The sequence below is a fragment of the Aeromonas caviae genome (assembly GCF_000819785.1).
Lineage (GTDB): Bacteria > Pseudomonadota > Gammaproteobacteria > Enterobacterales > Aeromonadaceae > Aeromonas > Aeromonas caviae.
Window position 1 is genome coordinate 921 of the sequence record NZ_CDBK01000096.1, and the last position, 13,788, is coordinate 14,708.

Here is a 13,788-nt window from a genome sequence, read left to right on the forward strand (position 1 = left end):
CCTTGTCAAAACGGGTGAGGGGTTGCCCCTTCTTGACCTTGTCCCCCACCCGCACCAGCAGTTCGCCGGCCGGACCCGCGTGCTGGCGCACCGGAATGATGAGCTGGGGAGGAAGGCCCGCGTCAACGACGGGGGTCAGGCTGGACTGGTGCTTGTTCTCGGGGGGATGGATGCCGCCGTGAAAATCCCACAGAGTGCCGGCTTTGATGCGTTCGAGCAGATGCTGCATGGTTACTCCGCTGTTTATTCCACTATCTTGACCGGAATGGCGACCTTGGCCAGATCCCATTTCCAGTTGTCGACCGTGGTCGGCACCGGGATCATTTCGATACAGTCGGTCGGGCAGGGGTCGACGCAGAGGTCGCACCCGGTGCACTCGGCCGCGATGACGGTGTGCATCGCCTTGGTGGCACCCAGGATGGCGTCGACCGGACAGGCCTGGATGCACTTGGTGCAACCGATGCACATGTCTTCGTGAATGAAGGCCACCTTCTTGACGGGGATTGCCGCGTCTTCACCGCCGTCCAGAGACTGGGGCTCGACCCCCATCAGGTCGGCAATCTTGCGCATGGTGGCGTCGCCACCGGGCACGCACTTGTTGATCTTGTCGCCATTGGCCAGGGCTTCGGCGTAGGGTTTGCAGCCCGGGTAACCGCACTGGCCGCACTGGGTCTGGGGCAACAGGGCATCAAGCTGATCGACGATGGGATCGGCCTGCACATGAAACTTGACGGCGGCAAAGCCGAGAATAATGCCGAAGGCCAGGGCAAGCAGGGCCAGCACCAGAATGGCAAAGAGTATGTGAATCATAGCGTTATATCTTGATGAGGCCGGTAAAGCCCATGAAGGCCAGCGACATCAGGCCAGCGGTGACCATGGCGATGGAGACGCCACGAAACGGTGCCGGCACGTCGGCGGCCACCAGCCGCTCACGCATGGCGGCAAACAGGATCAGCACCAGAGAGAAGCCGACGGCGGCCCCGAAGCCGTAGATGATGCTCTGGATGAAGTTGTGGCGCTCGTTGATGCTGAGCAGCGCCACGCCGAGCACGGCACAGTTGGTGGTGATGAGCGGCAGGAAGATGCCGAGCAGGCGATAGAGGGTCGGGCTGCTTTTGCGGATCACCATCTCGGTGAACTGGACCACCACGGCGATCACCAGAATGAAGCCCAGGGTGCGCAGGTAGGCGATCTCCAGCGGGATCAGGATGTAGTGCTCCATCAGATAGGAGCAGGCGCTGGCCAGCGTCATGACGAAGGTGGTGGCCAGACCCATGCCGATGGCGGTTTCCAGCTTGCCGGAGACACCCATGAAGGGGCAAAGGCCGAGGAACTTCACCAGCACGAAGTTGTTGATCAGCACGGTGCCGACCAGTAAAAGCAGGTACTCAGTCATTGAAGATGGGTTATCCGGTATGAAGGCGGCCGTATTATCTGATGTTAGGTGCCTTTAGACAACCGCAAGGCCGTATGGTTATTATTCGAATGCCCAATTCATGGAGGCATTGTGCGCCTTTTACCCGTCCTGACGCTGACCCTGGCCATGCTACTCTGGTCCAGCTCCTTCATCGCCCTCAAACATGTGCTGGAAATCTGGTCCTTCGGTCAGGTGCTCTTCATGCGGATGGGGGTGGCGTCCTGTTGCTGGCTGCTCTGCTACCGCCAGCTTGGTCGCGTCACTTACCAGAAGGGGGATTGGCGCTGGTTGGCCCTGATGGGGGCACTTGAGCCCTGCCTCTACTTTCTTCTTGAAGTCAACGCCCTGCGTTACACCAGTGCCGGCCAGGCCGGCATGGTCTGTGCCCTGCTTCCCCTGATGGTGGCCCTGGTGGCCTTCGTACTGCTTGGAGAGCGGGTGAGTCGCCGCCAACTGCTGGGCTTTGCCATCGCCATCGTTGGCATCGCCCTGCTGGGGTTGGGGGAGGGCGCCGACGAGTTCGCTCCCAACGCCCTGCTCGGCAACAGCCTGGAGATGGGCGCCATGCTCTGCGCCGCCACCTATTCTGTGGTATTCAAGAAGCTCTCCAGCCGCTACGGCGTGATGACACTGACGGCGTTGCAGGCCTTCGTCGGCACGCTCTTCTTCGCGCCCTTTGCCTTCAGTGCGCCCTGGCCCGCGAGCTGGGCCTGGCAGGACATGGGGGTCATCCTCTTCCTCGGTGCCTTCGTGACCCTGGGTGCCTACCTGCTCTACAACTGGTCGGTGACCCAGGTGAAGGTGACCCTGGCGGCGGCCTATGTGAACCTCATACCGGTCTTTACCCTGCTGCTCGCCTATCTGCTGCTGGGAGAGACGCTCACGGCCCTGCAATGGGTGGCCTGCGCCGCCGTGCTGGTCGGCATCGGGGTTGGCCAGCTGCCGTCCGGCAGGAAGCGTGCGCAGGCAGTCGCCACCGGGGGATGAGTCGCCGCCATTGGGCTACAGTCTGGGCAGGGAAACACGCTGTCGAAGAAGGAGCCGACCGATGAGCGACATGCACTTGCTGGCCGCTGCCAAAAGCCTGTTGAGCCATCCCCCCTTTACCCTGGCCGATGCCAGAGCCCTGGAGGCGCTGGAAGAGGAGGCTGTGGGGGAGGAGGGGCTCTGCATCGCCGCGCTATGGGACATCGCCCTCGCGCTGGCGGACGAGGAAGCCAGACACTATCTCCTGGGGGATGGCTGAGCGGGTGTCGGGTGGGCGGACAGCAATGACAACGGGGGGCCTGGGCCCCCCGTTGTCATTGGCAGCTGTCGCTCAGATGGAGAGGCTCTTGACGGTGTCCGAGACCGAGTTGGCGTCCTCGATGATCTCCTTGATGACGTCGGCGATGATGGTGGCCTGCTCCTGACCTGCCACCGCCTTGTCGGAGACGACGGAGACGGTCTGGGTGATCTGGGAGGTGATCTCCGAGTTGTGCTTGATGACGGTGACGATCTCGCTGGTGGAGCTGGAAGTGCGCGCCGCCAGTTGCCTCACCTCGTCGGCCACGACCGCAAATCCCCTGCCCTGTTCTCCGGCGCGGGCCGCCTCAATGGCCGCGTTGAGGGCCAGCAGGTTGGTCTGATCCGCGATGCCGCTGATGGTGGAGATGATGGATTCGATGCTCCTGGATTGCTGGTTGAGCTGCTCTATCTGCTTGCTGACCGCATTGACCGAGGTGTTGATGTGGGAGGAGGTGTCGAGCACCCTGTCGATGACCTCCCGCCCCCTGGCGGCGCTCGCGACGGTTTCGCTGGCGATGGCACACGCCTTCTGGGCCGCTTCCCGGGTGGAGATGGATTTCTCCACCCGCTCGGTGATGTCGCTCGCCAGCTTGATGATTTTGACCACCTTGCCCTCGTGGTTGAAGATGGGGTTGTAGGTGGCCTCCAGCCAGATCTTCTCCCCCAGGTGACCCAGACGCATGAAAAGCCCTGACTTGATGTCACCCGAGCCAAGATCCTGCCAGAAATGGGGGTTTTTCTGGTAGAAATCGCTGTCACAGAAGAGGCGATGATGCTTGCCGACCACCTCTTCCAGCCGGTAGCCAAAGCAGTTGAGGAAATTCTGGTTGGCGGTGATGACGGTGCCATCGGGTTGGAAATCAATGACCGCCAGGGACTTGTCCAGCGCTGCCAGCAGGGCCTGGGTGCGCTCCAGAGTGGATTGCTGCTGGGTCACGTCGGAGGCGACCTTGGCGATCCGCACCACCTTGCCGTCGATCACGATGGGGAAATAGGTCGCCTCCAGCCACACGGCCTTGCCGGATTTCGACTGGCGAATAAAGCGGCCGCTGCGGGAGACGCCGTGGCGCAGATCCTGCCACAAGGTCTCGTAATCCCGGGTATTGACGTCGTCGGGGAAGCAGAGGGTGCTGTGATGCTTGCCAATCACCTCGTCACGCTCAAATCCCACGATCTTGAGAAACAGCTCGTTGGCGAAGGTGACCACTCCCGCCGGGGTGAACTGGACGAAGGGGACCTGCAACTGGATAGCCTGTTCAAATGCCCCCAGCTCCACCACCCTTGCCGCTTGCTCACTGGCTTCCTTGCTTGCTTTTTGATTCCAGAACATGACAGTGCTCCTCCATGAGACCCTTGAATGGGATAACGACCAAATCTGAGTAAATTAACAATAGCATTGCATCCTGATGAGTCGTCATCGAACTCAAATTAACTTTTTATTTTTCAATGTTGATAAATGGCTTTTTAATTGTGGGGTCTCGTACAAGGGTTATTTATCTCCTGGGCCGCCCTGGCCCCAGGGAATATTGGCATGAAGGCGCCTCTTTTGGCACTGACTATTCTATATATCGCCTTCATATGAACCCAGTGGCGCGCCATGTGGCCTATATGGGGATTCAATGAGTCTTATATGGGCACAGTGAAATAGGTGGAGGCGGGGATCTGGAAATAGCCGCTATCTGACTCTCTGGTGTGAGAAATAAACGGCCAAGGGTGTGAGTTTTTGGATATGCGGCATGTGTGAACCCGTGACGACATTGCCGCTTCGGTATATTTCCTGTCCCGAAACCGGGGTATTTATTTTGCCTGCAAGGTGGAGAGTTTCTGGTTCAGGGACTCAATCTCTTTCTGATATCGGGTAGTGACCGACTGCATCTCTGCCGAGACATTGCGGGATCTTGCCTTGTTCTCCGTGATCTGGGTCATCTCGTTGTTCATCTTCTGCTTTTTGGCCTCGATCTCGGTGCGCAGCGCCTCGGCCTGGCGTTGTTTCTGGCCGTTCGCCAGGCTCTGCTCTATCTCCCGGGTCTGGTTGGCCGCCTGCTCCACCGCCTCGGGGGAGGGTGTATAGACATTGAGTGCCATGGGTTTGGCGTCGCTGCTGCAGGGGATGTCGCTGAAGGTGATCCGCCCGTCGCGGGCGCATTGATAGACAGCCGCCTGGACAACGGGGACGTTGGCAAGCCCCAGGCAGGCGAGAGAGATGACCAGCATGCGTGACATAGACTCCTCCTTGAATCCTCTTCCTTGCACACTAGTACATGGCGCAAGGTCAGACAACGGCCTCGTTCCGGGTGTGACATTCCGGTCCTCACGTTGCCTCTCTCTGGTCCATGGCGGGGAGATCTCCTGCGCAATGGGTGTGCCATGGCGGCACAAAGCGACGGATCCCTGCCTGTTTCCCCGCAGTTCAACACATCAGAGCACCATAACGGGCCGCAATGAGGTATCTTATGCCCCGATTTCATCCATCAAACGGATAAGAGACAACACATGATCATCAAACCCAAGGTTCGCGGCTTTATCTGCACCACCACCCACCCGGTTGGTTGTGAAGCCAATGTTCGTCGCCAGATCGCTTACACCCAAGCCAAGGGCGCCATCGAGAATGGCCCCAAGAAGGTGCTGGTGATCGGCGCTTCCACCGGCTATGGTCTGGCCTCCCGCATTGCCGCAGCCTTCGGCAGCGGAGCTGCCACCATCGGTGTCTTCTTCGAAAAGCCGAGCTCCGAGACCAAGACGGGCTCCGCCGGCTGGTACAACTCCGCCGCCTTCGACAAGGCCGCCAAAGAGGCCGGCCTCTACGCCAAGAGCATCAATGGCGATGCCTTCTCCCACGAGTGCCGTGCCAAGGTGATCGAGCTCATCAAGCAGGATCTGGGTCAAATCGATCTGGTGGTCTACTCCCTGGCCTCTCCGGTGCGCAAGCTGCCGGACACCGGCGAAGTGGTGCGCTCCGCCCTCAAACCCATCGGCGAGGTCTACACCTCCACCGCCATCGACACCAACAAGGATCAGATCATCACCGCCACAGTCGAGCCGGCGAATGAGGAAGAGATCCAGAGCACCATCACCGTCATGGGCGGCCAGGACTGGGAACTGTGGATGGCGGCTCTGCGCGATGCGGGTGTGCTGGCTGACGGCGCCAAGTCCGTGGCCTACTCCTACATCGGTACCGACCTGACCTGGCCAATCTACTGGCATGGTACCCTGGGGCGCGCCAAGGAAGATCTGGACCGCGCCGCCACCGCCATCCGTGGCGATCTGGCTGCCAAGGGGGGGACCGCCCACGTGGCCGTGCTCAAATCCGTGGTGACCCAGGCCTCCTCTGCCATTCCCGTGATGCCGCTCTACATCTCCATGGCCTTCAAGATCATGAAGGAGAAGGGCATCCACGAGGGTTGCATGGAGCAGGTGGACCGCATGATGCGCACCCGCCTGTACGGCGCCGACATGGCGCTGGACGAGCAGGCCCGCATCCGCATGGATGACTGGGAACTGCGTGAAGACGTGCAGCAGACCTGCCGTGATCTCTGGCCCTCCATCACCACCGAGAACCTCTCCGAGCTGACCGACTACACCGGCTACAAGCAGGAGTTCCTGCGCCTGTTCGGTTTCGGCCTGGACGAGGTGGACTACGATGCGGACGTGAATCCGGACGTGCAATTCGACGTGATCGAGCTGTAAGTCGGTCGTCAGCACAGACAGGGCCCTGCGGGGCCCTGTTTTTTTGCAGCAGACTCAACCTGTTGCCTCAGGTTTATTATCCGCGATCACCTTTTTCCCCGAACAAACCCGCTAGGCTTGCGCTGTCCGGATCACAGACGGCACCGCCGAGGTACGAAAGTCATGACCACATCCCATGAGGCGCCCAAGAAGCGCCAGCTCCCCACGGTTTATACCCTGCTTTTCATCATCATCGCCCTGATGGCGGCCCTCACCTGGGTGCTGCCGGCGGGTAAATACAACTATGTGACGGCCAAGACCCAGCAGCCGGTGGCTGCGGCGGCCGTGGCCGACTACAGCGGTGACGAGCGATTGCTGCCGGTACCCGGCAGTTACACCGAGCTCCCCTCCCAACCCCAGGGGGTATTCGATGTGCTCAAGGCGCCCATCCAGGGCTTTCACAAGGCGGCGGACGTGGCACTGTTCGTGCTCATCATCGGCGGCTTTCTGGCGGTGACCATGCAAAGCGGGGCGCTGGATGCCGGGGTCGGGGCCATAGTGCGCACCTTCGCCGGGCGCGAGCGGCTGCTCATCCCGGTGCTGATCGCCCTGTTCGCCCTCGGGGGCTCCACCTTCGGCATGGCGGAGGAGACGGTGGCCTTCTGGGCACTCATCGTGCCGGTGATGATGGCGGCGGGTTTCGATCGCATGGTGGCGGCGGGGATCATCCTGCTCGGCTCCGGGGTCGGGGTGCTCGCCTCCACCGTCAATCCGTTTGCCACCGGCATCGCCTCCGGCTTTGCCGGCATTCCCATCGGTGAGGGGATAGGGCTGCGGGTCATCCAGTGGCTGCTGCTGGTGATCTTCGCCTCCTGGTTCGTGATGCGTTACGCCAGGCAGGTGCAGCAGGACAAGTCCCGCTCCGTGCTGGCCGATATCGTCTATGACGACGAGTTCTCCCAGATGAAGAGCGGCAACCTCGCCTTCAGCGGCAAGCAGAAGCTCACCATGCTGGTCTTCTTCGGCACCTTCCTGCTGATGATCTATGCGGTGGTGCCCTGGTCGGATCTGGGCATCGATCTGCTGCCCACCCTGGGCTGGTGGTTCGACGAGCTCTCCACCCTCTTCTTCAGCGCCTCCATCCTGATTGCCCTCATCAACCGGATGCCGGAGTCCAACTACGTGGCGACCTTCCTGAACGGGGCGCGGGATCTCATCGGGGTGGCCCTGGTGGTGGCGGTGGCGCGCGGCATCTATGTGGTGATGGAGCACGGCGTCATCATCGACACCATACTGCACTGGGCCGAGGGACTGGTGAGCGGGCTGTCGTCGTCGGTCTTCATCCTGATGGCCTATCTGGTGCACATCATCCTGAGCTTCTTCATTCCCTCCACCTCGGGGCTCGCGACCGTCTCCATGCCGTTGATGGGGCCGCTGGCGGACTTCTCCGGCATCTCCCGGGATCTGGTGATCACCGCCTATCAGTCCGCCTCCGGCTGGATCAACCTGTTCGCCCCCACCGCCGCTCACCTGGTGGCGGGGCTGGCGCTCGCCAGGATCCCCTACGATCGCTTCGTGCGCTGGGTGCTGCCCTTCATCATCGGGGTGGCCCTCATCACCATGGCGGTGCTGGTGGCCGGGGCCCTGCTCCACGGCTGATGGCGCGAATAGAAAACGACAGACAACAAAAAGGCTCCCGCGGGAGCCTTTTTCATGTTCAGAGCTTACTGCTTGTAGCCCTTGAGGAAGCGGGCGAGGCGACCGATAGCCTCTTCCAGCTCCTCTTCCCGGGGCAGGAACACCAGGCGGAAGTGATCCGGTGCCGGCCAGTTGAAGCCGGTGCCTTGCACCAGCAGGAGCTTCTCCTGCTGCAGCAGGTCGAACACCATCTTCTGGTCATCGCGAATGTCGTACACCTTGGGGTCGAGGCGCGGGAACATGTAGAGCGCCCCCTTGGGCTTGACGCAGGAGACCCCGGGGATCTCGTTCAAAAGCTCCCAGGCCTTGTCCCGCTGGCGACGCAGGCGGCCCCCCGGCAGGATCAGCTCGTTGATGCTCTGGTAACCGCCGAGCGCAGTCTGGATGGCGTGCTGCATCGGCACGTTGGCACACAGCCGCATGGAGGCCAGCATCTCCAGCCCTTCAATGTAACCGCGGGCACGGCCTTTGGGGCCGGTGATGACCATCCAGCCCTGACGGAAGCCGCAGGCACGGTAAGCCTTGGAGAGGCCGTTGAAGGTCACCACCATCACATCGTCGCACAGGGTGCAGACGCTGGTGTGGGAGATGTCGTCGTAGAGGATCTTGTCGTAAATTTCGTCGGCGAAAATGATGAGGTTGTGCTGGCGGGCGATCTCGATCACTTCAAGCAAAAACTCGCTGCCGTAGACGGCGCCGGTCGGGTTGTTGGGGTTGATCAGCACCAGGCCGCGGGTACGCGGGGTGATGCGGGCGCGGATGTCGTCCAGATCCGGGTACCAGTCAGCCCCTTCGTCACAGCGGTAGTGCACCGCATGGCCGCCGGAGAGGGTGACGGCCGCGGTCCAGAGCGGGTAGTCGGGGGAGGGCACCAGCATCTCGTCGCCGTTGTTGAGCAGCGCCTGCATCGCCATCACGATGAGCTCGCTCGCACCGTTGCCGATGTAGATGTCGTCGATGTCGACCTTGCGCATCCCTTTTTGCTGGTAATACTGCATCACCGCCTTGCGGGCGGAGAAGAGCCCCTTGGAGTCGCAGTAGCCCTGGCTCTGGGGCATGTTGAGGATCACATCCTTGATGATCTCCTCCGGTGCTTCGAAGCCAAACGGGGCCGGATTGCCGATGTTGAGCTTGATGATGCGGTGACCTTCGTCTTCGAGACGGCGAGCTTCTTTGTGCACCGGGCCGCGGATGTCATAGCAGACATCGTCGAGCTTGTGCGACTTGTCGATAGTGAACATGGTGAGCGTGATTCCTTCCCCGTGGGGCGCGTTGGCAGAAAAGCTGTTTTTAGTATCAAATTTCTCTGCCCCTATTCTTCACAGAATTGAATGCTAGAACAATCTAATTTATGGAATAAATCCCTGATATTTACCCCTGAAACAGGGTTGTTGAAATGTTAAATTCAGCATGATCGTTTGCCTCTCTTTGGTAGATCAGTGAAAGATGAGGGGCAGATTCATAAAGCAACATGAGTGTATTGAAATATCTCCCCCATCTGGCACGATTGGCTGGGGTAAAAAAGGCCCCGACCCGTCGATCTGCCAGGGGAGCACGCAGGCACGGGGGCTCATCTTCCCGCTCTCGAGGTTCACTCATGCAGGCACCCGCCACCGGTCGCTACCGCCATTTCAAGGGGGGCTATTACCAGGTTCTGGCCCTGGCCTTGCACACCGAAACCCAGGAGCAGCTGGTGATCTATCAATCCGAACAGGATGGTCAGGTCTATGCCCGCCCCGTCGCCATGTTCATGGAGTGGATTGAACATCAGGGACAGGTGGTGAGCCGCTTCACGCCGGTGGCCTGAGGCAGGTTTGGCGACATGAAAAAAGGCGCCAGAGGCGCCTTTTTTCATGGTGTCGGGGCTTACAGACCCAGATTGGCTCTGGCATAGGCCTCAAAATCGGTGCAGCCGCCGATGTGCTGCTCATCCAGGAAGATCTGCGGCACAGTGGTGACCGGCTTGCCCGCCTTGGCGGCGAGATCGTCCTTGGTCAGCCCGGCCACGTTGATATCCACGTAGCGGAACTCGAAGTCATCGCGCTCCTCGGTCAGTTGCTCGGCAATCTGCTTGGCACGCACGCAATAGGGGCAACCGGGACGACCAAAAATCTCTACAAACATCTTTTCTCTCCATTAAACAAGCCGTTGAAGAAGGCCATTGAGATGAGGCTGGGCACAGCATAGCCCTGGCACCCTGTCAGTCAAAGCTGAAAATAGCGATGCTTACGTTCGCCATCTCCGATTGCGCCCGCTGCTGATGACGGCGCCAGCGTCCCTGTTTCGCCCCAAGGCCGGGGAATCGGGCCGCCTTGCCGGCAAGGCAGCCCGTCTGTCTCACTGCTCGACGATCTGGATGGGTTGCTGCTGGTAGATGCTCTCCAGCACGCCTTTTTCGAAGACGGTCCAGGGCCAGGGCGCCTTGCTGGCGCGGTAGCGCTCGTGGGTCGCCGGATCCTGGGAGAGACCGCGCTGGAACATCACGAAGGCCTTGCGCTGGCCACCGGCGGTGTCGATGAAACCGGCGAGGTTCGACGTACCTGTGATGGTACCGGTCTTGGCGTGCACCTTGTTCTTCATCATGGGAGCGGTGACGCTGCGTCGCCAGGCCAGGGTGCCGTCCACCTGGGAGCTTGGCAGCAGCTTGATGAAGTCGAGCTCGGCATCGTTCTTCTGGATGAAGTTAAGCACCGACAACATCTGGCGCGCGCTGATGAGATTGTGGGCGGAGAGGCCGGAGCCGTCGGCCAGGGTGGCGTTGCCAAGGTCAATGCCGTGCTTGGTCAGGATGGCGCGCACCGCCATGGTGCCGCTGCGATAGCTACCCGGCTTGTTGTAGTAGTGACGCCCCACGGTTTTGAGGAAGGTATCGGCGTAGAGGTTGTCGGACTTTTTCAACATCTTGGCGAGCATCACCGGCAGGGAGACAGAGTAGTGGGTCGCCAGGGTCTGGGCACCGACTGGGGCCTGATGGGTGACCCGCAGCAGGCCGTCGTGGCTGATCCCGGCGCGGTTCATGGCCCAGCGGATGTTGTCCCAGCCCCAGGCCTCCACGTCATGGATGGCAAAGCGCAGCCCTTGTGGCTCCTTGTTCGGGGTGATGCAGCCCTTGAGCTCGTAGAAGTTGCCCTTGGCCATGTCTACTTCCAGGGCGCAGAACTGACGCGCCATGTCGCCATAGCTCATCACCTCCACGTTGTCGGCGCCGATGCCGATGGGCACGCCGGTGGCCACGTTGCCCACCGCAGGCTTGCCAATCTGGGTGGCGGTGATGGTGCCGTAGGCGCAGTTCTTGTCGATGATGACCGAGGAGACGGGAGCGGCGAAACAGAGGGTCTGATCCCCCCAGGACCAGCCGTTGCCACGCTCATAACCGTTGTAGGCACCGGTGTTGACATAGACGTTGCCCTGAATGCGGGTGACGCCCAACTGTTTGAACAGGGCAACCAGATCCATGCGCGACAGGGTCGGGTCGCCCACGAAGTTGATCCAGATGTCGCCGTTGATGGTGGTGCCCTGTTTGGCGCCGGGCTGGGCCTGGATGTCGGTGGCGAAGCGGAAGTCGGCGCCGAGTTCGAGGCGTGCAGCGAGCGCGGTGAGCACCTTCATGGTGGAGGCGGGGGCTATCATGTCATCGGCGTGACGGGCAAATTCCACCCCGTTGTTGCCCTGTACGATGACGGCGTACTGGCCCCCCTTGGGCGGGGTCAACGGGGCGGCGTGGACCGCCAGAGAAAAGAGAGCACAAAAACCAATCAACAGCCGCTGCATAGGATCCTCTAACTGAACGAAAGGGCGGCATCAGAAACCGCCCCGATAATCAAACCGGGTGACTGCCGGGTATCGCCTGCCATGGGGTCAGGCCGGGGCGTTGGCAGTCCGGTAACGCCCCTCGTAATCGAATATTTTTTCCTTCACCTGCCAGAAGCGTCCCGACTTGCGGGCGATGACGAAATCCGGGTGACGGAACTGGTCTGCCGCGAGCATCACGCTCGCCAGGGTCGTGAATTCGGGCTCCAGGCCCGGGGCGGGCCAATGATGACGCACAAAGCGTTGTTGAAACAAGCGCTGTGCACCCCGGGAGTGAAAGGGGAAGTACTCTGTCAGGGTCAGGCCATCCTCGTCGTGGTAGGTCACCTCCAGCCGCTCCCCCTGCTTGCCGCGCCCGGCACTCAGGGTCAAACCGGCGCAGCGGATCACCATGCAGTCCTTGAGATTGAGGGCTTCCTTGAGCTTGTCGTCAGGGTCCACCAGCAGCTGGTCACAGCTTTGGCAGCGACGGGCGGCGATGTCGTTTTCAGCGCCGCAACCTGGGCAGATCTTGGCGCGAAAGCGGTAGTCGCACTCCTCGCGGTTGCCCTCGTCATCTTCAAACAGTCCCTGACAGCGGCGGCCATAGTGCTCGATCACCTTGCCATCCTCGTCGGTCTTGCCCCAGAAGGTGTTGGCAAAGCCGCAGGCGGGGCAGGGCACCTGAACCGGCTCGGTGCCGGCGTGGGGCCTGGGCTCCCCCACTTCGGGGGCAAACAGGTTGAAGTTGTTGCCTGCGTAGTCGAGCACCAGGCAATCGCTCTTGCCGGGTGAGAGGCGCAGGCCCCGTCCCACAATCTGCTGATAGAGCGACACCGATTCGGTGGGACGCAGCATCACGATAAGGTCGACGTGGGGGGCATCAAAACCGGTGGTGAGCACCGCCACGTTGACCAGAAACTTGAGCTCGCGCGCCTTGAAGGCACTGATTAGAGCGTCGCGCTCCGGTCCCGGCGTCTCGCCGGTGACGAGGGCGGCCTGCTGGCCTCTGGCACCGAGCAGGCCATGAATTTCCCGGGCATGCTCGACGGTGGCGGCGAAGATCATCACCCCCTGCCGGTCGGCCGCATACTCCAGCACCTGGCTCAGGATATGGGGGGTGACCCGCTCCTGGCGCTTGATCTCGCCGTTGAGCTGCGCCTCGCTGAACAGGCCGTTCTCCCGCGGCACCAGCTTGCTGAAGTCGTAGTGGACGATGGGGGCGTCCACCAGGCGCGGCGGGGTCAGGTAGCCGTTTTTCACCATAAAGCGCAGGGGCAGTTCGAATACGCAGTCACCAAAGAGCCGCTCGCCGTGGCTCTTGACCATGCCGTGGTAGTGGCGCCGGTAGATCCAGCCCAGCCCCAGCCGATAGGGGGTGGCGGTGAGCCCGAGGATCTTGAGGGCAGGGTTGGCGGCCTTGAGATGCTCGATCACCTGGTGGTATTGGCTGTCGTCATCGAGCGAGACCCGGTGGCACTCGTCGATGATGAGCAGCGAAAAAGCCCCGTCGAAGGCATCCAGATTGCGTGCCACCGACTGCACCGAGCCAAACACCACCTGGGCGCTCGCCTCCTTGCGATCCAGCCCGGCGGCGAAGATGTCGGCCTTGAGCCCCCACGCCTCGTACTTGGCGTGGTTCTGCTCCACCAGCTCCTTGACGTGGGCCAGCACCAGCACCCGGCCGCGCGCCTTGCGGGCCAGTTCGGCAATCACCAGACTCTTGCCGGCCCCGGTGGGCAGTACCACCACGGCGGGATCCGGGTGTTTGCGAAAGTGGCTGATGACGGCGTTGACGGCGTCGGTCTGATAGGGTCTGAGAACGAACATGGGGAACGGCTGTGGCGCAAGGTGGCGCCATTATAGGGATCTTGCGGGGAAAATGCAGTGAGGGGGCTCGTGCTGACAGGAAGCGGGCCGGCAAGATGCCG

At 61.2% G+C, this 13,788-nt stretch carries 13 protein-coding genes and 2 pseudogenes; 5 read left to right on the plus strand and 10 right to left on the minus strand.

Annotated elements, in window-relative coordinates:
• The 3 genes and pseudogenes from BN1120_RS21795 to rsxA all read right to left on the minus strand — a co-directional run.
• Positions 1 to 229, minus strand: a pseudogene (locus BN1120_RS21795) (electron transport complex subunit RsxC); the annotation flags it as partial.
• 14 nt (positions 230 to 243) lie between these two features.
• Positions 244 to 810, minus strand: a complete 567-nt coding sequence (rsxB, locus tag BN1120_RS16995) for an electron transport complex subunit RsxB (RefSeq protein ID WP_042017194.1) — start codon at positions 808 to 810, stop codon at positions 244 to 246.
• A gap of 4 nt (positions 811 to 814) precedes the next feature.
• Positions 815 to 1,396 (minus strand): electron transport complex subunit RsxA, encoded by a 582-nt coding sequence (gene rsxA, locus BN1120_RS17000; protein WP_039038677.1) that lies wholly within the window; start codon positions 1,394 to 1,396, stop codon positions 815 to 817.
• Between the two features lie 111 nt (positions 1,397 to 1,507).
• On the opposite strand from rsxA, the gene BN1120_RS17005 reads away from it, so the two are divergent.
• Together BN1120_RS17005 and BN1120_RS17010 are read left to right on the plus strand one after the other, a co-directional pair.
• Entirely contained in the window at positions 1,508 to 2,404 is an 897-nt protein-coding gene (locus tag BN1120_RS17005) for a DMT family transporter (protein WP_042017198.1), read from the plus strand.
• Between the two features lie 61 nt (positions 2,405 to 2,465).
• Positions 2,466 to 2,663 (plus strand): hypothetical protein, encoded by a 198-nt coding sequence (locus BN1120_RS17010; RefSeq protein WP_039038678.1) that lies wholly within the window; start codon positions 2,466 to 2,468, stop codon positions 2,661 to 2,663.
• A 72-nt stretch (positions 2,664 to 2,735) separates the two neighbouring features.
• On the opposite strand, the gene BN1120_RS21800 is transcribed toward BN1120_RS17010, so the two are convergent.
• From BN1120_RS21800 to BN1120_RS17020, 3 genes and pseudogenes are all read right to left on the minus strand, one after another.
• Complete coding sequence (locus BN1120_RS21800) at positions 2,736 to 3,269, minus strand: methyl-accepting chemotaxis protein (RefSeq protein ID WP_257978395.1); 534 nt, start codon at positions 3,267 to 3,269, stop codon at positions 2,736 to 2,738.
• Positions 3,270 to 3,275: 6 nt separating this feature from the next.
• Positions 3,276 to 4,034: pseudogene (locus BN1120_RS21805) on the minus strand (PAS domain-containing protein); the annotation flags it as partial.
• Between the two features lie 467 nt (positions 4,035 to 4,501).
• Positions 4,502 to 4,927: a DUF4124 domain-containing protein gene (locus BN1120_RS17020; protein WP_042017203.1), complete on the minus strand. Its 426-nt coding sequence runs from the start codon at positions 4,925 to 4,927 to the stop codon at positions 4,502 to 4,504.
• A gap of 270 nt (positions 4,928 to 5,197) precedes the next feature.
• On the opposite strand from BN1120_RS17020, the gene fabV reads away from it, so the two are divergent.
• Both fabV and BN1120_RS17030 read left to right on the plus strand, forming a co-directional pair.
• Positions 5,198 to 6,391, plus strand: coding sequence for an enoyl-ACP reductase FabV (gene fabV / locus BN1120_RS17025; RefSeq protein ID WP_010674026.1), 1,194 nt, complete (start codon positions 5,198 to 5,200; stop codon positions 6,389 to 6,391).
• 162 nt (positions 6,392 to 6,553) lie between these two features.
• Positions 6,554 to 8,029, plus strand: coding sequence for a YfcC family protein (locus BN1120_RS17030; RefSeq protein ID WP_010674027.1), 1,476 nt, complete (start codon positions 6,554 to 6,556; stop codon positions 8,027 to 8,029).
• A 65-nt stretch (positions 8,030 to 8,094) separates the two neighbouring features.
• Here the strand turns inward: BN1120_RS17030 and BN1120_RS17035 are convergent, their stop codons facing one another.
• Positions 8,095 to 9,309 carry a pyridoxal phosphate-dependent aminotransferase gene (locus BN1120_RS17035; RefSeq protein ID WP_042017205.1) on the minus strand — a complete coding sequence of 405 codons (1,215 nt, stop codon included), beginning with the start codon at positions 9,307 to 9,309 and terminating at the stop codon, positions 8,095 to 8,097.
• A gap of 356 nt (positions 9,310 to 9,665) precedes the next feature.
• Here BN1120_RS17035 and BN1120_RS17040 point away from each other — a divergent pair, with 356 nt between their 5' ends.
• Positions 9,666 to 9,875 (plus strand): DUF1653 domain-containing protein, encoded by a 210-nt coding sequence (locus BN1120_RS17040; RefSeq protein WP_010674028.1) that lies wholly within the window; start codon positions 9,666 to 9,668, stop codon positions 9,873 to 9,875.
• Between the two features lie 59 nt (positions 9,876 to 9,934).
• Here BN1120_RS17040 and BN1120_RS17045 read toward each other — a convergent pair whose 3' ends face one another.
• From BN1120_RS17045 to BN1120_RS17055, 3 genes are all read right to left on the minus strand, one after another.
• Positions 9,935 to 10,192 carry a GrxA family glutaredoxin gene (locus tag BN1120_RS17045; protein ID WP_010674029.1) on the minus strand — a complete coding sequence of 86 codons (258 nt, stop codon included), beginning with the start codon at positions 10,190 to 10,192 and terminating at the stop codon, positions 9,935 to 9,937.
• Positions 10,193 to 10,405: 213 nt separating this feature from the next.
• The gene (gene dacB / locus BN1120_RS17050) at positions 10,406 to 11,839 is read right to left on the minus strand and encodes a D-alanyl-D-alanine carboxypeptidase/D-alanyl-D-alanine endopeptidase (RefSeq protein ID WP_042017206.1); all 1,434 of its coding nucleotides are present in this window, start codon (positions 11,837 to 11,839) and stop codon (positions 10,406 to 10,408) included.
• Between the two features lie 87 nt (positions 11,840 to 11,926).
• A complete protein-coding gene (locus tag BN1120_RS17055; protein WP_042017207.1) occupies positions 11,927 to 13,687 on the minus strand; it encodes a DEAD/DEAH box helicase in 1,761 nt (586 codons plus the stop codon).
• Positions 13,688 to 13,788 lie beyond the last annotated feature (101 nt).